At 70.2% G+C, this 22399-nt stretch carries 20 protein-coding genes; 17 read left to right on the top strand and 3 right to left on the bottom strand.

Annotated elements, in window-relative coordinates; genetic code table 11:
• Window positions 1-83: 83 nt before the first annotated feature.
• A complete protein-coding gene (locus ACYVF3_RS17895; protein WP_461155365.1) occupies window positions 84-1034 on the top strand; it encodes an electron transfer flavoprotein subunit alpha/FixB family protein in 951 nt (316 codons plus the stop codon).
• A 58-nt stretch (window positions 1035-1092) separates the two neighbouring features.
• On the opposite strand, the gene rnhA is transcribed toward ACYVF3_RS17895, so the two are convergent.
• Window positions 1093-1539, bottom strand: coding sequence for a ribonuclease HI (gene rnhA, locus ACYVF3_RS17900; protein ID WP_461155366.1), 447 nt, complete (start codon window positions 1537-1539; stop codon window positions 1093-1095).
• Between the two features lie 281 nt (window positions 1540-1820).
• On the opposite strand from rnhA, the gene ACYVF3_RS17905 reads away from it, so the two are divergent.
• The 12 genes from ACYVF3_RS17905 to ACYVF3_RS17960 all read left to right on the top strand — a co-directional run bounded on the left by ACYVF3_RS17905 (window position 1821) and on the right by ACYVF3_RS17960 (window position 16325).
• Entirely contained in the window at window positions 1821-3023 is a 1203-nt protein-coding gene (locus ACYVF3_RS17905) for a nucleotide disphospho-sugar-binding domain-containing protein (protein WP_461155367.1), read from the top strand.
• Window positions 3024-3109: 86 nt separating this feature from the next.
• Window positions 3110-3874, top strand: a complete 765-nt coding sequence (locus ACYVF3_RS17910; RefSeq protein ID WP_461155368.1) for a GNAT family N-acetyltransferase — start codon at window positions 3110-3112, stop codon at window positions 3872-3874.
• Complete coding sequence (locus ACYVF3_RS17915; RefSeq protein WP_461155369.1) at window positions 3871-4695, top strand: lysophospholipid acyltransferase family protein; 825 nt, start codon at window positions 3871-3873, stop codon at window positions 4693-4695. Before ACYVF3_RS17910 ends, ACYVF3_RS17915 begins: the two co-directional genes overlap by 4 nt.
• A 206-nt stretch (window positions 4696-4901) precedes the next feature.
• Complete coding sequence (locus ACYVF3_RS17920; RefSeq protein WP_461155370.1) at window positions 4902-6281, top strand: MFS transporter; 1380 nt, start codon at window positions 4902-4904, stop codon at window positions 6279-6281.
• Window positions 6282-6343: 62 nt separating this feature from the next.
• Window positions 6344-7567 carry a cysteine desulfurase family protein gene (locus ACYVF3_RS17925; protein ID WP_461155371.1) on the top strand — a complete coding sequence of 408 codons (1224 nt, stop codon included), beginning with the start codon at window positions 6344-6346 and terminating at the stop codon, window positions 7565-7567.
• 37 nt (window positions 7568-7604) lie between these two features.
• Window positions 7605-8693, top strand: coding sequence for a tRNA 2-thiouridine(34) synthase MnmA (gene mnmA, locus ACYVF3_RS17930; protein ID WP_461155372.1), 1089 nt, complete (start codon window positions 7605-7607; stop codon window positions 8691-8693).
• A 331-nt stretch (window positions 8694-9024) separates the two neighbouring features.
• On the top strand, window positions 9025-10554 hold the full coding sequence (locus tag ACYVF3_RS17935) for a fatty acyl-CoA synthetase (protein ID WP_461155373.1): 1530 nt from the start codon (window positions 9025-9027) through the stop codon (window positions 10552-10554).
• Window positions 10555-10689: 135 nt separating this feature from the next.
• Window positions 10690-11721 (top strand): methionine synthase, encoded by a 1032-nt coding sequence (locus ACYVF3_RS17940; protein WP_461155374.1) that lies wholly within the window; start codon window positions 10690-10692, stop codon window positions 11719-11721.
• 156 nt (window positions 11722-11877) lie between these two features.
• The gene (locus ACYVF3_RS17945; RefSeq protein WP_461155375.1) at window positions 11878-12867 is read left to right on the top strand and encodes a DUF6461 domain-containing protein; all 990 of its coding nucleotides are present in this window, start codon (window positions 11878-11880) and stop codon (window positions 12865-12867) included.
• Between the two features lie 50 nt (window positions 12868-12917).
• Entirely contained in the window at window positions 12918-13583 is a 666-nt protein-coding gene (locus ACYVF3_RS17950) for a hypothetical protein (RefSeq protein WP_461155376.1), read from the top strand.
• A 43-nt stretch (window positions 13584-13626) separates the two neighbouring features.
• A complete protein-coding gene (gene ligA, locus ACYVF3_RS17955; protein ID WP_461155377.1) occupies window positions 13627-15798 on the top strand; it encodes an NAD-dependent DNA ligase LigA in 2172 nt (723 codons plus the stop codon).
• A gap of 35 nt (window positions 15799-15833) precedes the next feature.
• On the top strand, window positions 15834-16325 hold the full coding sequence (locus ACYVF3_RS17960) for a GNAT family N-acetyltransferase (protein ID WP_461155378.1): 492 nt from the start codon (window positions 15834-15836) through the stop codon (window positions 16323-16325).
• Window positions 16326-16496: 171 nt separating this feature from the next.
• Here the strand turns inward: ACYVF3_RS17960 and ACYVF3_RS17965 are convergent, their stop codons facing one another.
• Complete coding sequence (locus ACYVF3_RS17965; protein ID WP_461155444.1) at window positions 16497-17150, bottom strand: ACT domain-containing protein; 654 nt, start codon at window positions 17148-17150, stop codon at window positions 16497-16499.
• A 286-nt stretch (window positions 17151-17436) separates the two neighbouring features.
• On the opposite strand from ACYVF3_RS17965, the gene gatC reads away from it, so the two are divergent.
• Genes gatC through gatB form a run of 4 tightly spaced genes read left to right on the top strand, consistent with a single transcriptional unit; the run spans window position 17437 to window position 20982 of the window.
• Window positions 17437-17736: an Asp-tRNA(Asn)/Glu-tRNA(Gln) amidotransferase subunit GatC gene (gene gatC, locus ACYVF3_RS17970; protein WP_461155379.1), complete on the top strand. Its 300-nt coding sequence runs from the start codon at window positions 17437-17439 to the stop codon at window positions 17734-17736.
• Window positions 17736-19247 carry an Asp-tRNA(Asn)/Glu-tRNA(Gln) amidotransferase subunit GatA gene (gene gatA / locus ACYVF3_RS17975; RefSeq protein WP_461155380.1) on the top strand — a complete coding sequence of 504 codons (1512 nt, stop codon included), beginning with the start codon at window positions 17736-17738 and terminating at the stop codon, window positions 19245-19247. Before gatC ends, gatA begins: the two co-directional genes overlap by 1 nt.
• 35 nt (window positions 19248-19282) lie before the next feature.
• Window positions 19283-19480 carry a hypothetical protein gene (locus tag ACYVF3_RS17980; RefSeq protein WP_145737724.1) on the top strand — a complete coding sequence of 66 codons (198 nt, stop codon included), beginning with the start codon at window positions 19283-19285 and terminating at the stop codon, window positions 19478-19480.
• Complete coding sequence (gatB, locus tag ACYVF3_RS17985; RefSeq protein WP_461155381.1) at window positions 19477-20982, top strand: Asp-tRNA(Asn)/Glu-tRNA(Gln) amidotransferase subunit GatB; 1506 nt, start codon at window positions 19477-19479, stop codon at window positions 20980-20982. Before ACYVF3_RS17980 ends, gatB begins: the two co-directional genes overlap by 4 nt.
• A gap of 205 nt (window positions 20983-21187) precedes the next feature.
• Here the strand turns inward: gatB and ACYVF3_RS17990 are convergent, their stop codons facing one another.
• On the bottom strand, window positions 21188-22342 hold the full coding sequence (locus ACYVF3_RS17990) for a PQQ-dependent sugar dehydrogenase (protein ID WP_461155382.1): 1155 nt from the start codon (window positions 22340-22342) through the stop codon (window positions 21188-21190).
• Window positions 22343-22399 lie beyond the last annotated feature (57 nt).

Raw genomic sequence — 22399 nt, forward strand, 5'->3', positions numbered from 1 at the left:
GAAGGCGGCGTGGGCGTCGCTGAGTTCCTGGCCGGCGAGAAGCTGCTCTGAGTCGTTCGCGGTTTTCGAGGAGGAATTGATTCATGGCTGAGGTTCTGGTCCTCGTCGATCACGTGGACGGCGAGGTCAAAAAGGTCACCTACGAGCTGCTGACGGCAGCGCGTCGCATCGGTGAGCCGTCGGCGGTCGTCGTCGGTGAGCCGGGCACGGCGGGCAAGCTGTCGGAGGCCCTGGGTTCCTACGGTGCGGCGAAGGTCTACGCGGCGGAGTCCGCGGAGGCCGCGCAGTTCCTGGTGACGCCGCAGGTCGACGTGCTGGCCGCGCTGGCGGGTTCGGCGAACCCGGCGGCGGTGCTGGTGCCGGCGTCGGTGGATGGCAAGGAGGTCGCCGGTCGTCTGGCGATCCGCCTGGACTCGGGTCTGCTGTCGGAGGTCGTGGACGTCGACGGTGAGGGCGTGGCTTCGCACTCGCTGTTCGGTGGCACCTACGACGCCAAGGCGAAGGTCACCAAGGGCACCCCGGTGATCACCGTGCTGCCCGGTTCCATCGAGGCCGAGCAGGCCTCGGGTGCTGCCGCGGTCGAGCAGGTCGAGGTCCCGGCCGCCTCCGGTGCGAAGATCACCGGCCGTCAGCCGGCCGAGGCTGGCGACCGTCCCGAGCTCACCGAGGCCAGCATCGTGGTCTCCGGTGGTCGCGGTGTCGGTTCGGCCGACCAGTTCGAGGTCGTCGAGAAGCTGGCCGACACCCTCGGTGCGGCTGTGGGTGCCTCGCGCGCCGCGGTGGACTCGGGTTACTACCCGCACCAGTTCCAGGTCGGTCAGACCGGTAAGACCGTGTCGCCGCAGCTCTACATCGCCCTGGGCATCTCCGGTGCGATCCAGCACCGGGCGGGCATGCAGACGTCCAAGACGATCGTCGCGGTGAACAAGGACGCTGAGGCGCCGATCTTCGAGATCGCCGACTACGGCGTGGTGGGAGATCTGTTCAAGGTCGCCCCGCAGCTCACCGAAGAGGTCACCAAGCGCAAGGGCTGACCCCTGACGCGAACAAGCGGGCCGTGCTCACACCAGAGCACGGCCCGCTTCTCGTCGTTCAGCGAGCTTCGTCGCGGCCCTTGCAGGCGAGCTTGTCGGCGCGCTCGTTCTCCGGGTGCCCGGCGTGACCCTTGACCCACTCCCACTGGACCTCGCCGTGGCGGGAGCACTCGGAGTCCAGCCGCTGCCACAGATCGGCGTTCTTGACCGGCTTCTTCGCCGAGGTCATCCAGCCGTTGCGCTTCCACCCGCGCATCCACTGCGTGATGCCCTTGAGCACGTAGGTGCTGTCGGTGTAGACGCGCACCACGGGGATCGGGCGCGTGAGGGCGGCCAAGCCCTCGATCACGGCCATCAGCTCCATCTTGTTGTTGGTCGTGGTCGGGTCCTTGCCGTAGAGCTCCCGCTCGTGATCGCCGTAGCGCAGCACGACGCCCCAGCCGCCCGGGCCGGGATTTCCGCTGCATGCGCCATCGGTGTAGAGGTCGACGCGCTCGATCTGCATGGGGGTGAATCTAGCCTCCACGGTCGGCCGGCCCGGGCAGCGGCGTGCGCGAAAGGTTCCCATCCTCACGTCAGCGCCGACCGGCGAGCGGTGACAGGAAGGTTCCCAGGCACCGCAGGAACCGGGGCGCTCGCGTGCGGGCGGTCCGACGCGTTCAGCGTTGGTGACAGGAAGGTTCCTCTCCTCGCTTCCCGTGTGAGGTGCGTCGCGATGGCAGGAAGGTTCCCTTGCTCACCGAAGTGGCCGGTGTTCGGTCATGCGGAGTGGCAAGCTCAGGTCTTGTGAGGATTCTGTTCACCGCTGGGCCCGCGCACGGGTTGACGTTGCCGATCGTGCCGTTGGTGTGGGCCGCCCGTGCCGCCGGTCACGAAGTGCTCTTCGCGAGCGCTTCCGAGATGGTCGACGTCCTCTCGCGCGCAGGACTTCCCTTGGTCGATGTCTTCCCCGACCACGAGCGCTGGGACGCGGTGATGGGAGCCGCCATGTCGCCGGCCGGCCCCACCCCCGAACAGCTCGCGGGCCTACCGGGCTGGATGGCCGGGACCTTCGCCGAGGTCGCTCGCACCGAGCGGGGGCCGTTCGGCCCGTTCACGCTCGCGATGACCGAGGGAACAGTCGAGGCGGGGCGGGTTTTCGGAGCCGAGATCGTGGTGCACACCAGCGATCACCCCGCGGGCGGGCTGACCGCGGCGGCGCTGGGCGTTCCGGCTCTGGAGGTGGGCAACCGGGTTTCGTGGTCCAGCCGCGACGCGGACAGCCCGTTCCGGGTCAACGAGGACGTGGACCGGTTGCTGCGCGAACGGTTGGCCATCGCCGGCAACGGGCCGGAGGTGATCGCGCGGATCGATCCGCGCCCGCCGAGCATGGGTGGGTTGGCCGCCGACGAGCCGGACGCGTTCGACGCGGTGCCCTGGTGGCCCATGCGGTTCGTTCCCTTCAACGGCGGCTCAGCCGTCCCGGACTGGGCTCTGAGGCGACCGGAAAGGCCCCGCGTCGGTGTCACCCTCGGCACGGTGGTTCCCCTGATGTCCGGCACGAGCAGCGCGAGCGTCGTCCTCGACGCGCTGGCCGACGTGGACGTCGACGTGGTGCTGGCGGGCAAGATCGAGCTCGGTGGGTTGCCGGACAACGTGCGCTCGGTGGGTTACCTGCCGTTGTCGGCGTTCCTGCCGACCACGTCGTTGCTGGTGCATCACGGCGGATCCGGGACCACGGCCGCGCCGCTGCACTACGGCGTTCCGCAGCTGGTGCTGCCTTCGTTCGCCGACAACCCGCTGTCCGCTGAGCGCGTGGTCGCCAGGGGCGTCGGGTTGTCCCTCGACCCGGCCACCGTCGACGCGGGCACGGTGCGCGCCACGGTGCGCAGGCTGTTGGACGAACCGGCGTTCGCCGAGTGCGCACGGGACGTCGCTGTGGAGATGGCGACCCAGCCGAGCCCCTCTGACGTGCTGCAACGGGCGGTATCACGGGCCCGGATGGAGTAGTACGCACCTGGCATTCACCGAAAGTTCCGGCTCCGTGTCATCCGCTGGTGTGTTGGGCGTTCGTCGCGCGGCGATACACCTTGGACATGTCCGAGATGCAGCTGCTGGCCAGCGCCGCACCGAATGCGGCGGTCGACGCACACTACTCGCTGCTCGTCGCTCGTGATGCCGACGAGGTCCACGCCGCACAACGCCTGCGCCACCGGGTGTTCGCGGAGGAGATGGGCGCCACCGTCAAGGGCGGGGAGTTCGGCGTCGACCAGGACTCCTTCGACGACCACTGCGACCACCTGATCGTGCGGGAAGACCGCAGCGGCGAGGTCGTCGGCACCTATCGGATGCTGCCGCCCGAACGCGCCTCGTCAGCCGGAATGCTCTACTCGGAAACCGAATTCGACCTCTCGGCCCTGGATCCGCTGCGTCCGTCGCTGGTGGAGACCGGCCGGTCCTGCGTGCACCCGGACCACCGCAACGGAGCCGTGGTGAGCCTGGTGTGGACGGGAATCGCCCGCTACATGCTGCTGCACGGGCACACCATGCTCGTGGGCTGCGCCTCGGTGCCGCTGGACGACGGCGGGGTTCAGGCCGCGCACGTGTGGCGGACCGTCTCGCAGAAGCACTACGCGCCGGAGGAGCGCCGGGTGCTCCCGCACCAGCCGTGGGAGCCCGGTGAGATCAACGAGCGCTCGACGATCCCGCCCCTGCTGCGCGGTTACCTGCGCTTGGGCGCGGAGGTCTGCGGACCACCCGCACACGACCCGGAATTCGGTGTGGCGGACTTCTTCGTGCTGGTGGACCTGGAACGCGCCGATCAGAGATACATGCGGTTCTTCCTCGGAGAGGCGGCATGAGCCACTCGTGGATGCCGGAGTCGCCGTGCGGGCCGGACTGCCTGCCGCCGCGCGACCCCGGCACCGAGGTCGGCCGGCTGCGGCTGGTCATGCGCATCGGCATCACCATCGCGCTGCTGCTGCTCGGGAGCGCGATGGTGCTGGCCCTCCCGTCGTCGCTGCGGCGCCGGGCGGTGCCGAAGTGGTTCCGGATGTTGTTGCGAGCGCTGGGCATCCGGCTGGAGCTGGACGGCACGCTCAAACCCGGTGGTGGGCTGGTCGTGTGCAACCACGTCTCGTGGTTGGACGTCGTGGCGCTCCAGGTGCTCACGCCGATGAAGATGCTGGCCAAGGTCGAGGTCCGGTCGTGGCCGGTGCTGGGTTCGCTGGCCGGGCGGATCGGGACCGTCTACATCGACCGCGATCGGCTCTCGGCATTGCCGGGCGCGGTGGCCACGATCGCCGATGAGCTCCGGGCCGGAGCGGTGATCGGAACGTTCCCGGAAGGCACCACGTGGTGCGGTTCGGCGAGCGGCACGTTCCGTCCAGCGGTCTTCCAGGCCGCGTTGGACGCGGGGGCTCCGATGCAGCCGGTGGCGGTGCGCTTCAGGGACGGGGGCGGGCAGCTGACCACGGCGGCGGCCTTCCTGGGCGACGCGAGCCTGGCCGATTCGGTCCTCTCGGTCGCTCGCATGCGCGGTCTCGTGGTGGAGGTCGTCGTTCTTCCGGAACTGACCGGTGATGACCGCAAGTCCCTGGCCCTGGAGGCTCAAGCCGCGATCACCGACATCACCGGAGCGCGCAGGGGACACGAGATCCCCGCCGAACCAGTCGCTGCTTGACCCGGACCGCGTCCCGGCCAACGGGGGACTCGGTCTACCGCTCGTGAGGATGTGACAGGAAGGTTCCCATGCTCGCCGCCGCCAGGCGGACAACGGAGCCGGGAGCGGTGATCTCAGCGGAAATCCGGGAACGGCCGGGTGGATCGCTGCTCCGGGCGGGTGGGAGCGCTGGACCTCCACCGGGGTGGAAGTTGCAGCCTGGTCCGGTGGGCATCGTCGAGGACAACACCAGCGACCATTCCGACAGCGCGCTGTGGCATCCGCAGCGCCGCGCGTTCACCGCGGGGCTGATCCTGGTCATCACGCTGGTGGCGTTCGAGGCGATGGGACTCGGCACCGCACTGCCCACGATCGTCGCCGATTTCCACGCATCGCAGTGGTACTCCTGGCCGTTCACGGTGTTCCTGGCGTCCAGCGCGGTCGGGACCGTGATCGGCGGCAGGATCGCGGACGTCCGAGGACCGTCTTCGTCGTTGCTGGCTGCGCTGCCGTCGTTCGCGGGTGGTCTGGTGATCGCGGCCGCCGCTCCGAGCATGGCGGTGCTGCTGCTCGCGCGCGTGGTGCAGGGCCTCAGCGGCGGTGTGCTGATCGTGTCCCTCTACGTGATGATCGCCCGCGTCTACCCCGAGCGGCACCGGCCGGCCGCTTTCGGGGCGCTCTCGGCAGCGTGGGTGGTGCCTGCGTTGATGGGTCCCTTGATCGCAGGACTGCTGACCGAGCACGCGAGCTGGCGGTGGGTGTTCGGCGGTCTTGCTCCGCTGGTCTGCCTCGGTGCTGCGCTGTTGGTTCCCACGCTGTGCCGCTTCGGCGCGCGGGGTGAAGGGCGCGTTGCTGCCCGGCCCGGCTTGCCGTGGGCCGCGGTGGGCGCGGCGGCCGGTGTTGTGGCGCTGAACTGGTCGGCGAACCAGAGGTCCCCGCTCGGGCTCGTGGTGGCGGTCGTGGGGGTGGTCGTGCTGGTCCCCTCGTTGCTGCGGCTGCTGCCGGAGGGAACGTTGCGCGCCCGCCCGGGGCTGCCGGTCATGGTGCTCTCGCGGGGCCTTCTCGCCGGGCTGTTCTTCACGGCGCAGGCGTTCGTCCCGCTGAGTCTGACCGTGGTGCACGGTTTCTCCCCGGCAGGCGCAGGCGTCCCGCTGACGGTGGGATCGGTGGGCTGGTCGGTCGGTGCTCTCTGGCAGAGCAGGCAGCGCCGGATGAGTGGGGAGCAGATCGTCGCGGCAGGGTTCGGCCTGGTGGGGACGGGTGTGTTCGCGCTGGTGTGGGCATTGCCCGTCTGGGGCGTGCCGTGGCTGGTGTTCGTCGGGTGGTTCGTGGCCGGGATGGGGATGGGAATTTCCGTGGCGACGACGGCCGTCACCGTGCTCTCGCGGTCCCCGGAGGCCGAGCGCGGGTTCAACTCCTCGGCGCTGCAGATCTCCGACATGCTCGGGCAGGCTCTGCTGGTCGGGGCCGGTGGCGTGGTGGTCAGCGCGCTGGCGAGCGGGGCCGCGCCGACCCGAGGTGTGCTGCCGCTGGATCTGGTGCTGCTGGTGGTGGCGGTGCCCGCGGCTGTGATGCTGCTCCGGTCAGGTCGGGCCGAACCGGTCTGACCTGCGCGTTCCGTTGGACCGCAGGGGAGACGGCGGTCAGCTTGCATTACCCTGGATGAGCGATGACTTACCTCGACCACGCTGCCACGACGCCCATGCGGCCCACAGCGGTGTCCGCGATGAGCGAGGCGTTGACCCGGATCGGCAACGCTTCGTCCCTGCACACCTCGGGTCGGCGGGCGCGGCGGCAGGTCGAGGAGTCCCGCGAGGACATCGCGGACGCCCTCGGCGCTCGGCCCTCGGAGGTGCTGTTCACCGCCGGGGGCACGGAGAGCGACAACCTCGCGGTCAAGGGCATCTTCTGGGCACGCCGAGCGGCCGACCCGGCCCGTCGCCGGGTCCTGGCCTCCACGGTCGAGCACCACGCGGTGCTCGACGCCGTCGAGTGGCTGGCCGAGCACGAGGGAGCCGAGGTGACCTGGCTGGAGGCGGATGCGGCCGGGCGGATCACTCCCGAGGTGTTCGAAGAGGCTCTGACCAGCGCGGATGATGTGGCGTTGGCGACGGTGATGTGGGCCAACAATGAGGTCGGATCCGTCAACCGCGTCGCGGAGCTAACCGCCATCGCGCAGCGTCACGGGATCCCCCTGCACACCGACGCGGTCCAGGCCGTCGAGACGCTGCCGGTGGACTTCGCGGCGTCCGGTGCGTCGGCGCTGACCATGACCGGCCACAAGGTGGGCGGCCCCTACGGTGCCGGTGTGCTGCTGCTGTCCCGCGACGTCAAGTGCACTCCGGTGCTGCACGGAGGCGGCCAGGAGCGCGAGGTGCGTTCCGGGACCCTCGACACCCCCGGTGTCCTGGGGTTGGCGGCGGCGGTGCGGGAGGCCGTCGAGGCGCGCGACTCGCACGCGTCGCAGCTGGCGAAGCTGCGGGACGAGTTGATCGACGGCGTGCGCGCGGCGGTCCCGGACGTGGTGCTCAACGGCGATCCGGGTGACCAGATCATCGGTGGTGGTCCGTCGCGGTTGCCGGGCAACGCGCACTTCACCTTCCCCGGCTGCGAAGGTGACAGCCTGCTGATGCTGCTGGACGCCAAGGGAATCGAGTGCTCGACGGGTTCGGCTTGCACCGCGGGAGTGTCCGAACCCAGCCACGTGCTGCTGGCGATGGGCGCCGATCCGAAGGCCGCTCGGGGATCGTTGCGGTTCTCCCTCGGGCACAGTTCGACGGCGGCCGACGTGAAGGCGCTCACCGATGTCATCGGTCCGGTGGTGCAGCGCGCACGCGGTGCCGGTTTGGCGGGGTTGCGTCGGTCTTCGGCGGCGACCGCCGCCACGGAATGATCGACACTGATCAGCAAGAAGGAAGCAGGTGTGAGTCGTGCGAGTGCTGGCAGCCATGAGCGGTGGGGTCGATTCCGCGGTCGCGGCGGCGCGGGCGGTTGCCGCCGGCCACGACGTGGTCGGGGTGCACCTCGCGCTGTCCGCCAAACCCGGAACCCTGCGGACGGGCGCGCGGGGGTGCTGCACCGTCGAGGACTCCCGTGATGCGCGCCGCGCAGCCGACCTGCTGGGCATCCCGTTCTACGTGTGGGACTTCGCCGAGCGCTTCACCGAGGAGGTCATCGAGACCTTCGTGGGCGAGTACGCGGCGGGCCGCACTCCGAACCCCTGCCTGACCTGCAACGAGAAGATCAAGTTCGAGGCGTTGCTGGAGAAGGCGATGGCGTTGGGCTTCGACGCCGTGTGCACCGGCCACTACGCCCGACTGTCCACGGTGGACGGTGTTCCGGAGCTGCGGCGCAGCCGCGACGAGGGCAAGGACCAGTCCTACGTGCTCGCGTCGCTGACCTCCGAGCAGCTGCGGCACTCGATGTTCCCGCTCGGCGGTTCGCTGAAGTCGGAGGTTCGCGAGGAGGCCGCCGAGCAGGACCTGGCGGTCGCCAAGAAGCCGGACAGCCACGACATCTGCTTCATCCCCGACGGCGACACCAAGAGCTTCCTGGAGAACAAGCTCGGCCAGGCCCCGGGCCAGCTCGTCGACGAGGAGACCGGTGCGGTGCTCGGCGAGCACACGGGCGTGCACGGGTTCACGATCGGCCAGCGCAAGGGCCTGGGCATCGACGCACCCGCTGCGGACGGCAAGCCGCGCTACGTCCTGTCCCTGGAGCCGGTTTCGGGCACGGTGAAGGTGGGTTCCCGCGAGCACCTGGCGGTCACCGAGATCGACGCGAAGCGACCGATCTGGCCGTCCGAGCAGCCTTTGGACGGCCCGACGGAGTGCGTGATCCAGGTCCGCGCCCACGGCGGCACGGCTGATGCGGTCGCGGAGTTCGACGGCGAGAACTTCACGATCCAGCTCCGCCAGCCCCTCCAGGGCGTCGCCCCTGGCCAGGCGGTCGTCCTCTACCGCCCGGACGGAGCGGGAGACCTGGTGCTGGGCAGCGGCATCATCTCGGGCACCCGCTGACGTGGGGTGGGGAAGTTTTCATGAGAACTTCCCTCCCATCACGAGACCGAGGTTTTCATGAAAACCTCCCTCACCCTGGGGAAACCGAGGGCCATGGGGACTTCTGTCCCGTGCGATTGTTCATCGATGCCGTGAAGTCGGATCGCTTCGACCGCTGACGTCTTCCGGCGGCAGATCGATTGCGTTGGCCGCTGTTCTTGATCGGAAGCGCCACGGCCGCCTTCGGTGAGTTCCCCGGCGAGGAGGTGGGGCCGTCCGGGCTAGCCGGCGTCTAGTGCCGACTGGTTTGCCGGGTTAGTGTCTGGCCTCACACGATGGCGTGGGAGGACTGATGGTGGAGCTTCGGGGGAGTGCGGTCGCGGACGTGGTGCGGCGGAGCGCTGCGCGCGTGGGCGATCGGGAGGCGCTGCGGTTCGTCGATTCCGGTGGCCACGAGCGGGTCTGGAGCTACGCCGAGCTCGACGCCGCGGTCAGCCGGGCCGCCGGGTTCCTGCTGGAGGCAGGGGCGGTCAAGGGCGATCGGATCGCGGCTTACGGCAAGAACTCCGACGCCTACCTGATCGGTTTCCTGGCCTGCGCCAGGGCGGGCTTGGTGCACGTGCCGATCAACTACAACCTGACCGGAGGGGAACTCTCCTATCTCCTCGCGCAGTCGGGAAGTTCCCTCGCACTGGTCGATCCTGCGTTGGCCGGCAACGTCGACGAGGTGCGGGAGGAAAGTTCCCTGCAGCAGGTCATCCCGCTGCGCGACGCGAAGGGATCCTTGCTTTCGCGCAGCGTTGAGGGGAACGTTCCTGCCATCGACGTCGACGTCGCCGACGACGACCTCGTGCAGCTGCTCTACACCTCCGGCACCACGTCGTTGCCCAAGGGCGCGATGATGACCCACCGCGCGCTGCTGCACGAGTACGTCTCCTGCCTGCACGCGCTGGACTTCGGCGAGAACGACCTGCCGCTGCACGTGATGCCGCTCTACCACTCGGCGCAGATGCACGTGTTCCTGCTGCCGCACCTGATGATCGGCGCGCGCAACCACCTCGTCGAAGTGCCCGATCCGGCGGACATCCTGCGGCGCATCGAGAGCGAGAAGATCACGTCCTTCTTCGCTGCGCCGACGGTGTGGGTCGCGCTCGCCAACCACGCCGACTTCGCCACCCGCGACTTGAAGACCCTGCGCAAGGCCTACTACGGCGCGTCGATCATGCCCGGCCCCGTGCTGCGGCGACTGCGCGAGCAGTTGCCCGAACTCGGTTTCTACAACTGCTTCGGGCAGTCCGAGATCGCGCCCCTGGCCGCCGTGCTGCGCCCGGAGGAGCACGACGAGCGACCGGATTCCGCTGGGCGGCCGGTGCTGTTCGTGGAGGCGAAGGTCGTCGACGACCAGGGCGAGGAGGTCGCGCCCGGCGAGTCGGGCGAGATCGTCTACCGGTCACCGCAGCTGTGCACCGGGTACTGGGACAAACCGGAGGAGACCGAGGAGGTCTTCCGGGGCGGTTGGTTCCACTCGGGTGATCTGGTCCGCCGCGACGAGGCCGGTTACTGCTTCGTCGTCGACCGGATCAAGGACGTGATCAACACGGGCGGGGTGCTGGTGGCCTCCCGCGAGGTCGAGGACGCCCTCTACACGCATCCCGCGGTCGGCGAGGTCGCGGTCATCGCGGTCCCGGACCCGAAGTGGATCGAGCGGATCGCGGCCGTCGTCGTGGCCAAGGACGAGATCAGCGAAGCGGAACTGCTCGAGCACGCCCGCCAGGTCCTCGCCGGGTTCAAGGTCCCCAAGCAGATCCACTTCGTCGACGACCTGCCCCGCAACAGCTCCGGCAAGCTGCTCAAACGAGTCCTCCGCGACGAACTCACCTGACCTCCGTCGGGCGAACGCTTGGGAACCTTTCGCTCACTCCCCGGGGTCTGAGCTCCCCGGCCAGGGGAAAGGGGCCGCTCCGGAACGGTGGTCACCCGTGCGTGCCGGATCATCTCGGCGGTCGATAATGAGGGAGTGACTGAAGCAGCGTGGGGTCCGGGTGTGGCAACAGCCGTCGGGTCTCTGCCGGGGACGGATCCGGTGGAGGCCGCGCGGACGGTGGTCGGCGAGTTGCCGGACCTGATGCCGGTGCCCGAGTTGCCCGCGCGTGGTGGCGGAGCCGACATCCTCGGGCGGACCGCGGGGTTCCTGGTCGACCTGGCCGTCGAGGTCGTGCCTTCGGGGTATCGCGTCGCCTCGGCGCCGGGCATGGATCACCGGCGGGCCGTTGACCTGCTGCGCTGGGACCTCGACGCGCTGGAGCAGGCGGTCGGCGAGGCGGGGGCGCCCCGGGTCGTGAAGGTGCAGGCGGCGGGGCCGTGGACGCTCACGGCCGGCGTCGAGCTGATGCGCGGGCACCGCGTGCTCACCGATCACGGAGCCCTGCGCGACTTCACCGACTCGCTCACCGAAGGGCTGATCGCGCACGTCGGACAAGTGGCCGCGCGGACCGGTTCGCGGGTCGTGGTGCAGCTCGACGAGCCGTCTCTGCCCGCCGTGCTGAAGGGATCGTTGCCCACGCCGTCGGGGTACGGCAACGTCGCGGCCGTGCCCGAACCGGACGCTCAGCGGCTGCTCGGCGAGGTGATCGAAAAGCTCGGCGCGGCAACGGGTTCGCCCGTCGTCGTGCACTGCTGCGCACCGAGGCCGCCGGTCGAGCTGCTGCGCCGCGCCGGCGTGGGTGCGATCTCGCTGGACGCCTCCCGCCTCGGCGACGTCAAGGGCGCGTTCGCCGACGAGCTCGGCGAAACCTGGGAAGAGGGCGTCCCGCTGTTCCTCGGCCTCGTCCCCACCACCGAACCCGCAGGTCAGGCCGAGCTGCGCCGCATCGCCCAGCCGGCGTTCGACCTGGCGACCCGACTCGGATTCGGCAAGAAGACGCTCGCCGAGCAGGCCGTTCCCACGCCCACCTGCGGTCTCGCCGGAGCATCACCGGCCTGGGCGCGCCGTGCAATCTCGCTCACCAAAGACCTGGCCAAGCTCTTCGCCGACGAAGCCGAATCCTGATCGGAATCGATCGGCCGTTCACCTCCGGCGGACGGTCAGTCCACTGTGGAAGGTTGATCGGTACGCGTCCGTTTGGACCGGTTGAGTCCGTCTCGTTGTCCGAATGTTTTGCCGAAATGGCCGTGAATCGACCTTTGCGCTGGTAGGAAGAGCTCCGTGGGGAGTCAATGCGTCAGCGAGCTTCACCGCGTCGCTTGGATCGAGCGGAGCACGATCCGGGACGCGGCGTGCTTGACCCTGGTCCGGGACAGCGACCGCGCTCGGGTCGCCGAGTCCTTCGGTGCCGTGACCTCCCGCGGGAGGTCGCTGGACATAGACGAGTTCTGCGAGGAGTCGTTCGCCTACCAGGAGAAGCACCCGATGATCGCGCTGCGCTCCGTCGGGGAGTGGACGCTGGTCGTCGAGGACAGCGGTGACCAGGGCATTCGTCCCGAGGTGCTGCGGCGGGTCGCGCATCCGGAGGCCGTCTCGTGCTACTGGGACGAAGACGTGCGCACGCGGTTCGTGCACGCCGCCGATGGCGTGATCCAGACGTCCTTCGAAGCCGTGCTCCCCGAGTACCGGGAAGGTGCCGATCCGGACGGGATCGAAGCACATCGCGAGCCCCTTCCCTGGTCGCAGGGGCCTCCGGTGCCGCTGATGCTGGCGCTGGCCGGGCGGATCACCGGGGAGGTTCCCACCGAGGAGTGGCTCACCGGGGACCTCTGCACCTACCCGGTCGCGCCCTGGCCGGACGACCTCGAATCGATGCCGTTGGGCGATCTCGACGGCTACCCGGTCGAGATGCTGACCGCCCTGCGCGCGGCCGGTGAGCACGACCAGCGGCGCGTTCTGCGATCGCTGGCCCGCTACGTCGCCACCACAGCGGACTGCCTGGACCTGCCCGTCGTGCAGCAGATCCTCGCCGGGGTGCGGCCTCCGTGCGCCGAAGTGGACCAGACCCTGCGTGAACTGGTGTGGAGCGGGATCTGGGAGCGTCCCGCGTTGGTCAGCCGGAACCGTCTGCACGCGATGCAGGTGCTGCGGCAGGTCATGCACGAGGACTCCCGCAGCGCCCTGTCCGGAGTCCTGTCCGGTGTGGCGGGAGTGCGCGGTGCGGAACCGGCGGCGGTCACCGCGCTCGTCCGCGACGAGCTCCCGGGGTGAAATTCCTCGTCCCGCCACGGCCGACTCGGCGGGGCGGCACAATAGTTCCCATGTTCAGGTTCCTGCGCCGCCGTGAAGCCGAAGTGCCCGCCGAACCGGTCGACCTCGCCGCCGAGGCCGCGGAGCGGGCCGCGGCGTTCTGGCAGTGGTGGGACGACAACCTGCCGGAGATCGCCTCCGCGCTCGGTGACAGCGAGCCGCAGCGCATCGAAGCGCTGGTCGCCGACGCCGTCGCCGCGGTGCACCCGGATCTGACCTTCAGCCTGGAACACGGGGAGAAGGCCGCGTACGCGCTGGTCATCAGCAGCCAGGCCGACCCGGAGCTGCGGCCCCGCACCGATGCCTGGATGGCCGCAGCCCCGGCCGCCGACACGCTCTTCGAGTACCACGACGCCGTGCCGGCCGTTCCCGATCCGACCGAGGTCACGGTGAACCTGCGCGGTGAGAAGTACCCCCTCGAGGAGGTGCGGATCGCCGCGCAGGTCGACGAGGCGGAGGGCCTGGTCGACGTCGCCGTGTACCACCCGGGCTTCCACAAGCTCGACGACAGCGCGCGCCGCGCCCTGACCTTCCTGCCGCTGGACGCGGCCCTCGGCGAGCGGCTGGCCGCCGACCGGCTGGGGCGGGTGGAAACCGCTGAGGCCGAACCCGCGGACGCCATCGGTCTGCTCGAACTGCGCGAGCTCGTCACCGACCTCGACCGCAACGCGCAGTGAGCCGCTGCGTGCCCGTGTCGGGGTAGCTCGTTAGTCTCGGGGCGTGACCAGCGAGGACGTGCACGAGCTCAATCCCAGCGACGACGCCGACGGCGTGCCCGCCGACCCAGCGGCCGCAGGCGCGGCCGAAGGCGTCGAGGACGTGCCGCCCGACGTGCGCGAACAGTACGCGGAGCTGGCCGAAGAGGTCCGCGGCCACCAGTTCCGCTACTACGTGCTGGACTCGCCCACGATCGCCGACGGCGAGTTCGACGAGCTGTTCACCCGCTTGCAGCGGATGGAGTCCGATCACCCCGCGCTGCAGGCCCCCGATTCGCCCACGCAGGTCGTCGGCGGCACCTTCTCCACCGCGTTCACCCCGGTCGCGCACCTGGAGCGGATGCTGAGCCTCGACAACGCCTTCGACTCCGAGGAGTTGCGGGCGTGGGTCGAGCGCGTGGAGCGCGAGGTCGGTGGCGACGCGCACTACCTCTGCGAGCTCAAGATCGACGGCCTGGCGGTCAACCTCCTCTACCGAGACGGCCACCTGGAACGGGCTTTGACCCGGGGCGATGGCCGCACCGGTGAGGACGTGACGCTCAACGTGCGCACCATGGGTGACGTGCCCGAGCAGCTGTCGGGCACCGACGAGTACCCGGTTCCGGAGCTGGTGGAGGTGCGTGGCGAGATCTTCTTCCGGGTCGACGAGTTCGCCGAGCTCAACGCGAAACTCGTCGACGCGGGCAAGGAGCCCTTCGCCAACCCGCGCAACGCCGCCGCCGGGTCGCTGAGGCAGAAGGACCCGCGGGTGAGCCGTTCGCGGCCGCTGCGGCTGATCTGCCACGGTCTGGGCAGACGCGAGGGATTCGAGCCGGAGCGGCAGTCGGAGTCCTACGCGGCGCTCAAGGCGTGGGGACTGCCGGTCTCCCGGCACACCGTCGTCCTGTCCACTGCGGATGAACTGCTCGGTCACATCCAGAACTGGGGCAAGAACAGGGACTCCGCCGAGCACGAGATCGACGGCATCGTCATCAAGGTCGACGAGGTGCCGCTGCAGCGCAGGCTCGGCACGACCTCGCGGGCCCCGCGCTGGGCGATCGCCTACAAGTACCCGCCGGAGCAGGCCACCACCAAGCTTCTGGGCATCGAGGTCAACGTCGGGCGCACCGGGCGGGTCACGCCGTTCGCGGTCATGGAACCGGTGAAGGTCGCCGGGTCGACCGTGTCCATGGCGACCCTGCACAACGCCGACGAAGTGCGCCGCAAGGGCGTTTTCATCGGTGACCGCGTCGTGATCCGCAAGGCCGGGGACGTGATCCCCGAGGTGCTCGGGCCGGTCGCCGACGTCCGGACCGGCGATGAGCGCGAGTTCGTGATGCCGGAGGCGTGCCCGGAGTGCGGAGCGCGTCTGGCGGCGCAGAAGGAAGGCGACGTCGACCTGCGCTGCCCGAACGCGCAGGGCTGCCCCGGCCAGCAGCGGGAGCGGCTGTTCTACCTGGCCAGCCGCAAGGTCCTCGACATCGACGCGCTGGGCTACGAGGGCGCTTCCGCGCTGCTGGGCGCCGGTGTGCTCGGTGACGAGGGAGATCTGTTCGACCTCGACGAGGCGAAGCTGCTCAAGACGCCGCTGTACACGACGAAGGAGGGGAACCTCTCGGCCAACGGGGCCAAGCTGCTGGCGAACCTCCAGGAGGCCAAGCAGAAGCCGCTGTGGCGGATCCTCGTCGGGCTGTCGATCCGGCACGTCGGGCCGACCGCGGCGCAGGCGCTGGCCAGGGAGTTCGTCACGCTGGACCGGATCGAGCAGGCCTCGGAGGAGGAGCTGGCCGACACCGACGGCGTCGGGCCGACGATCGCCACGGCGGTGCGCGAGTGGTTCGCGGTGGAGTGGCACCGCGAGATCGTGCGCAAGTGGCGCGAGGCCGGAGTGCGGATGGCCGACGAGCGCGACGAGTCGATCCCCCGGACGTTGGAGGGCATGTCGATCGTGGTCACCGGGACGTTGCAGCAGTACTCCCGGGACGGCGCGAAGGAATCGATCATGGCCCGGGGCGGTCGGGCCGCCGGTTCGGTGTCGAAGAAGACGTCGTTCGTGGTCGTCGGTGACTCGCCGGGGTCGAAGTACGACAAGGCGATGCAGCTGAAGGTGCCGGTGCTCGACGAGGACGGCTTCACCGTGCTGCTCCAGGAGGGTCCGGAGGCGGCCGCTGAGCGGGCGCTGCCGCCCGAGGAGTGAGGGGAGCGACGGTGCGGGGTGGCAGGATCGCGGCCATGGCAACGATTCGCGCCGCTCTGCCGGCGGAACACGAGGCAGTGGGAGAGATCTCGGCGAAGGCCTACGCGGACGCGGGCAACCTCCCGGCAGACGGTTCGTACGTGTCGGTCCTGCGCGATGCCGCGACGCGCTCGGCCGAGGCCGAACTGCTCGTCGCGCTCGACGGCGACCACCCGGTCGGCACCGTGACCGTGTGCCGTCCCGGCGACGGCTACGCGCAGATCGCGCGTCACGGCGAGGTCGAGTTCCGGATGCTCGCGGTGTCGCCCGACGCCGGTGGTCAGGGCATCGGCAGGCAGCTGGTGGACGCCGTCCTGGAGCGCGCCTGGGCCGAGGGCGCGGCCCGGGTCGTGCTGTGCGTCTCGGAGACCGCGGAGACGCCGCGACGACTCTACGAGCGGATGGGTTTCGCGAGGCTGCGCGACCGGGACTGGAGCCCCACGGGAGACATCACCCTGCTCGGCTACTCCCTCGACCTGGCTGCCTGACCCGCGGTTCAGCGACCCGCGAGGGACGACCGGGGGCGCGACCGTGTCAACGGTGGGTTGTCAGTTCCCGGTTTTAGTCCGAACCGAGCCATGATCATGTCCGTTATGTCGGCTCAGTTTGGACTAAAACTGGGACTTGGTGCGCAGGAGCGCCAGCCGCGCTCGGGGTCTTCAGCTGTCGAGGACTACTGAGACTATGCCCGCGAGGTGGGCGAGGCGGGCGAGTTCGGCGGCGCGGAACATCGGGCCGCCCGGGCGGCCCGCCAGCAGGACGCGGTCGGGCTTGCCGATGGGCGTGGCGGCGAGCTCGGTCCCCAGCTCCTGCCAGGTCTCCGGCACCCACGCCTCGTCGCCGTCGAGGATCGTGGCGCGCGGGAGCGGCAGCCACGGGAGCTCCAGGTAGCCCTCTTGCGGGGCGGAGGTGCTGGCGGCCAGCTGCTCGGCGCCACCGGAGCGGTGCCCGAACACGATCGCCCACCCCGATCGGATGATCTTCGGGACGCCTTCGGCGAAGATCTGCAGGCCGCGCGCCGGTTCCGCGGCGATCTCCTCGACCAGCTCCAGCTCGCGGTGGGTGTCCAGCACGCCCGCGTAGGGCCGCACGGCGTCGACCTCGACGCCGTCGATGGATTCCGCGGCGGTGATCAGCACGTCCGGCGGGCGCCCGCTGGGCAGCTCCACCACGAGGTCGTCGATGGCCACGCCGCCGACGCGTTCGACGACGTCGACGCTGAGGATGTCGGCACCGATCTCGCCGAGCGCGCTCGCCACCGACCCGAGGTTGCCGGGCCGATCCGGTATCTGCACCCGGATGAGGAAGGACACCGGACTCAACGCCTCCAGTTTCGTGCGCGACACCTCGCCGGCCGCGCGTTCTCCTTCGCGTGCGCATCCGCTTGCGCGGCCGCACGCGCGAGGAACAACCGCGGAGAAATTGTGTCAGACGCGGTGTAGTCACCTTGCTACAGCCGTCCACGGAGTAGAACGACCAGGCCATTCGGGAAAGTTCCCGGGCGCGCCTCGCCAGGCACGACCCCTGCCAGGTCTGGCAGCGTGGTCGCCATAGACTGGGATGCACTAGTAAACCGGACATGACCAGGGAGCCTTCGCAGTGTCCAAGATCTCCCGCGACGAGGTCGCACACCTCGCCGGCCTGGCGCGGCTGGCAGTCACCGAGGCCGAGCTCGACACCTTCGCCGGCCAGCTCGACCAGATCCTCGACGCGGTGGCGCAGGTGGGGCAGGTCGCTGCGGACGACATCCCACCCACGTCGCACGCCGTGCCGGTGACCAACGTCTTCCGCGAGGACGAGATCCGCCCGGGCCTGACGCGCGAGCAGGCGCTCGCAGCGGCGCCCGCAGCCGAAGAGGACCGCTTCCGCGTCCCCCGCATCTTGACTGAGGAGGCCTGATGAGCCTGACCGGGCTGACCGCGTCCGAGCTGGCCGCCAAGCTGGCGGCAGGTGAGGTCACGTCGGTCGAGGTGACCCAGGCGCACCTCGACCGCATCGCCGCCGTGGACTCGCTGGTCCACGCGTTCCTGCACGTCGACGCCGAGGGCGCGCTCGCCGCCGCCCGCAAGGCCGACGAGGACCGGGCCGCGGGCAAGGCGGCCTCGCCGCTGGCCGGTGTACCGCTGGCGCTCAAGGACGTGCTGACCACCACCGACATGCCCACCACCGTCGGGTCGAAGATGCTCGAGGGCTGGATGGCGCCCTACGACGCGACCGTCACGCGCAGGCTGCGCGAGGCCGGCGTGGTCGTGCTGGGCAAGACCAACATGGACGAGTTCGCGATGGGTTCCTCCACCGAGAACTCGGCTTACGGCCCGACCCGCAACCCGTGGGACACCGACCGCATCCCGGGCGGTTCCGGCGGCGGCTCCTCGGCCGCGCTGGCCGCGTTCGAGGCACCGCTGGCCATCGGCACCGACACCGGCGGCTCGATCCGCCAGCCGGGTGCGGTGACCGGCACGGTCGGCGTGAAGCCCACCTACGGCGGCGTCTCCCGCTACGGCCTGGTGGCCTTCTCCTCGTCGCTGGACCAGCCGGGTCCCTGCGCGCGCACCGTGCTGGACGCGGCGCTGCTGCACGAGGTGATCGCCGGGCACGACCCGATGGACTCGACCTCGATCGACCAGCCGGTCCCGCAGGTCGTCGAGGCCGCCAAGCAGGGCTCCGGCGGTGACCTGAGCGGCGTGAAGGTCGGCGTGGTCCGCGAGTTCTCCGGCGACGGCTACCAGCCGGGCGTGCAGCGCGCCTTCGACGCCGCGGTCGCGCAGCTCTCGAAGCTGGGTGCCGAGGTCGTCGAGGTCTCCTGCCCGCACTTCGACTACGCGCTGGGCGCCTACTACCTGATCGCGCCGAGCGAGTGCTCGTCGAACCTGGCCCGGTTCGACTCGATGCGCTACGGCCTGCGCGTCGGTGACGACGGCGAGCGCAGCGCCGAGCAGGTCATGTCGCTGACCCGCGAGGAGGGCTTCGGCCCTGAGGTCAAGCGGCGCATCATGCTCGGCACCTACGCGCTGTCGTCGGGCTACTACGACGCCTACTACGGCCAGGCGCAGAAGGTGCGGACGCTGATCACCCGCGACTTCACCGCCGCGTTCGAGCAGGTCGACGTGCTGGTCTCGCCGACCACCCCGACCACGGCGTTCAAGATCGGCGAGCGGGTCGGCGACCCGATGGCGATGTACCTCGCCGACCTGTGCACCATCCCGTCCAACCTGGCGGGCAACGCCGCCATGAGCCTCCCCTGCGGGCTGTCCGATGAGGACGGTCTGCCGGTGGGGCTGCAGATCATGGCTCCGGCGATGGCCGACGACCGGCTCTACCGCGTCGGCGCGGCCTACGAGGCCGCCCGGGACGCCGAGCAGGGCGGCCCGCTGATCAACCGTGCCCCGAAGCTGGAGGCCGCGGTATGAGCCGTTCCCACGCCACCGATGCAGGAGGTCGCAAAGTGAACCCGAAGTTGAAGGCAGCGTTCCAGCTCGCTTCCGTGGTCTCGGCGGCCTTCGGGCTGAAGTCGAGCTACAAGGCGGCCCGCGAGAAGAACGACAAGCTCGAACTGGCCGACGTCATCATCACCGCGCTCGGCCTGATCACCGGCACCGCGCTGGCGGTGCGCGCGCTGCGCAAGGGGAGTGACGACGAGTGACGGCGGTCGCCGAGATCATGGACTACGACGAGGTGCTGGACCGGTTCGACCCGGTGCTGGGCCTCGAGGTCCACGTGGAGCTCTCCACCAAGACCAAGATGTTCTGCGGCTGCGCCAACGAGTTCGGCGCCGAGCCCAACACGCAGGTCTGCCCGGTGTGCCTGGGCCTGCCGGGAGCGCTGCCCGCGGTCAACGGCAAGGCCGTCGAGGCCGCGATCCGGATCGGCCTGGCGCTCAACTGCCAGGTCGCCGAGTGGTGCCGGTTCGCCCGGAAGAACTACTTCTACCCGGATCAGCCGAAGAACTTCCAGACCTCGCAGTACGACGAGCCGATCGTCTTCGACGGTCACCTCGACGTGGTGCTCGACGACGGCGAGACCTTCCGCGTCGACATCGAGCGGGCGCACATGGAGGAGGACACCGGCAAGTCGCTGCACATGGGCGGCGCCACCGGTCGCATCCACGGCGCCGACTACTCGCTGCTGGACTACAACCGCGCCGGCGTGCCGCTGATCGAGATCGTCACCAAGCCGATCACCGGTGCCGGTGAGCGCGCTCCCGAGGTCGCCCGCGCCTACGTGACGGCGCTGCGCGACCTGCTGCGCGCGCTGGACGTCTCCGACGTGCGGATGGACCAGGGGTCGCTGCGCTGCGACGCGAACGTGTCGCTGATGCCCAAGGGTGCGAGCGAGTTCGGCACGCGCACCGAGACCAAGAACGTCAACTCGCTGCGCAGCGTCGAGCGCGCGGTCCGCTACGAGATGCAGCGGCACGCGGCGGTGCTGACCTCCGGCGGGTCGATCGTGCAGGAGACCAGGCACTTCGACGAGTCCACCGGTTCCACCTCGGCGGGTCGCCCGAAGGAGACCTCCGAGGACTACCGGTACTTCCCGGAGCCCGACCTGGTTCCGATCGCGCCGTCCCGCGAGTGGGTCGAGGAGCTGTCCCAGACCCTGCCGGAGCTGCCTTGGGAGCGCCGCCGTCGCGCCAAGGAGGACTGGGGTCTGTCCGACGAGGAGCTCCGCGACCTGGTCAACGCCGGTGCGCTGGAGCTCATCGCCGAGACCGTCGAGGCCGGTGCGGCTCCGGGCGACGCCCGCTCGTGGTGGGTGGCTTACCTGTCGCAGCAGGCCAACACCCGCGGTGTCGAGCTGGCGGACCTGGCCATCACGCCGAAGCAGGTCGCGCGGGTCGTGGCGCTGGTCGGCGAGGGCAAGCTGACCAACAAGCTGGCCCGTCAGGTCGTCGACGGCGTGCTCGACGGCGAGGGCGAACCGGACGAGGTCGTGGCCGCGCGCGGTTTCGAGGTCGTCTCCGACGACTCCGAGCTGCAGAAGGCGGTCGACGAGGCCCTGGCGGCGCAGCCGGACGTGGCGGAGAAGATCCGCGGCGGCAAGGTCCAGGCGGCCGGTGCCGTCGTCGGCTCGGTCATGAAGGCCACCAAGGGCCAGGCCGACGCCAAGCGGGTGCGCGAACTCGTCCTCAAGGCCTGCGGCCAGTAGCGCGGAAGTTCCCAGAACGCCCCCGACCTCGCCAGGTCGGGGGCGTTCTTCGCGCGGGGGAGTTCAGCGGATGTGGCGCTAGCCGACGAGGACGCCATCGACCTGCTCACCGGACTCATCGACCGCGGCATCAACGCCTAGGAGGAGTCGTTTCGATCTGTTCCCAGGCGCGGGACTCGGCCCGCACTGCTGGGCAGACCGAGCCTCAGTCCTTGCCCGCGGTGCCGCCGGTGGGTGGTTCGAGCCGCAGGACGCGGTCGTCGCTGGGGACGGGACGGTCGCCGTCGCGGTTGGTGGTGCCCAGCCACACCAGGCCGTCCGGGGCCAGCGTCGCGGTGGAGAAGCGGCCGTAGCGGTTCTCCAGCACCTTGGTGGGCTGCCCGGTGAAGCTCCCGTCCGGCGCCGGGTGCAGCGTGTAGAGGGCGGAGGCGTCGCGCAGCGCCACGATCACCGTGGACGCGTCGGCCGCGCACCCCGACACCCCGGGCCGGTCCGACCAGGTCCAGGCCGGGGTGCCCAGCGGCTCGCCCATCCTCACCTGGTGGAGCGCGTCCTGGCCGTTGTTGCGGTCGGTCACCCAGAACATGTTCATCGCGGCGGTGCCGCAGATGCCCGTCGGTTCGTTGAGCCCGGAGGTGACCACCGGTGAGTTCCGCTGCGGGTTGCCCTCCGCCGGTTTGCCGAAACCGTCGATGCGCAGCATCTTCCCGGCCAGCGAGGTCGGGTTGGCCGCGGTGGCCGGGTCGCCGCCGTTTCCGGTGGCCACCAGCAGCGCGCCCTTGCCGTCGTCGAGCAGCGCGCCGGAGTTCCCGCTGGAGCCCTTGGGGATTCCGGTCAGCACCGGTTTCGGGCTGTCGCCGCTGGCGATCCGCACTACCCGGTTGTCCGAGCCGGTCGTGACGTAGGCGTAGAAGAGCTCGTCCTCGTGGTAGGTGGGCGACAGGGCCAGCCCGGTCAGCCCGCCACCGCTGCTCGCGTCGACCGAGATCCGCGCCAGCTCAACGGGTTCCGACCCCTTCTGGACGCGCAGCACGCGACCGGTGGTGCGTTCGCCGACGATCGCGCTCTGCCCGTCCGGGAGCACCGCGATGGCCCCGACCGGGTTCAGGCAGGTGGCGACCACCGCCGGGTCGGGGTCTTCGCAACCGACCGCTTGCGGCGGTGGCTGCTGGGGGTTCGGCGCGCCCGGCGCTTCGGAAGGCGGTACTTCGCTCTCGAAGGAGGGCTGCGGTCCGGCTTGCGGCGCCAGCGATGGCTGCTCGGCGAACGGCCGGGTGTGCTCGTCGGGGAACTGGGCGCATCCGCTCAGCACGACCCCGAGCACCGCGAAGGCGCTCACCAGCGCACGAGACCGACCCATCACACCCGCGACCTTATCCGCCCCGCGGTGAACCCGGGGTGAGCCACCCGTCGCCTC

The sequence above is a fragment of the Saccharopolyspora tripterygii genome (assembly GCF_054778355.1).

Bases quoted from the DNA above. Each gene is read 5' to 3' on its own strand.
- ACYVF3_RS17895 (WP_461155365.1), top strand. From the start codon at position 84: ATGGCTGAGGTTCTGGTCCTCGTCGATCACGTGGACGGCGAGGTCAAA.
- rnhA (WP_461155366.1), bottom strand. From the start codon at position 1,539: ATGCAGATCGAGCGCGTCGACCTCTACACCGATGGCGCATGCAGCGGA.
- ACYVF3_RS17910 (WP_461155368.1), top strand. From the start codon at position 3,110: ATGTCCGAGATGCAGCTGCTGGCCAGCGCCGCACCGAATGCGGCGGTC.
- ACYVF3_RS17915 (WP_461155369.1), top strand. From the start codon at position 3,871: ATGAGCCACTCGTGGATGCCGGAGTCGCCGTGCGGGCCGGACTGCCTG.
- ACYVF3_RS17925 (WP_461155371.1), top strand. From the start codon at position 6,344: ATGACTTACCTCGACCACGCTGCCACGACGCCCATGCGGCCCACAGCG.
- ACYVF3_RS17935 (WP_461155373.1), top strand. From the start codon at position 9,025: ATGGTGGAGCTTCGGGGGAGTGCGGTCGCGGACGTGGTGCGGCGGAGC.
- ACYVF3_RS17950 (WP_461155376.1), top strand. From the start codon at position 12,918: ATGTTCAGGTTCCTGCGCCGCCGTGAAGCCGAAGTGCCCGCCGAACCG.
- ACYVF3_RS17960 (WP_461155378.1), top strand. From the start codon at position 15,834: ATGGCAACGATTCGCGCCGCTCTGCCGGCGGAACACGAGGCAGTGGGA.
- gatA (WP_461155380.1), top strand. From the start codon at position 17,736: ATGAGCCTGACCGGGCTGACCGCGTCCGAGCTGGCCGCCAAGCTGGCG.
- ACYVF3_RS17990 (WP_461155382.1), bottom strand. From the start codon at position 22,342: ATGGGTCGGTCTCGTGCGCTGGTGAGCGCCTTCGCGGTGCTCGGGGTC.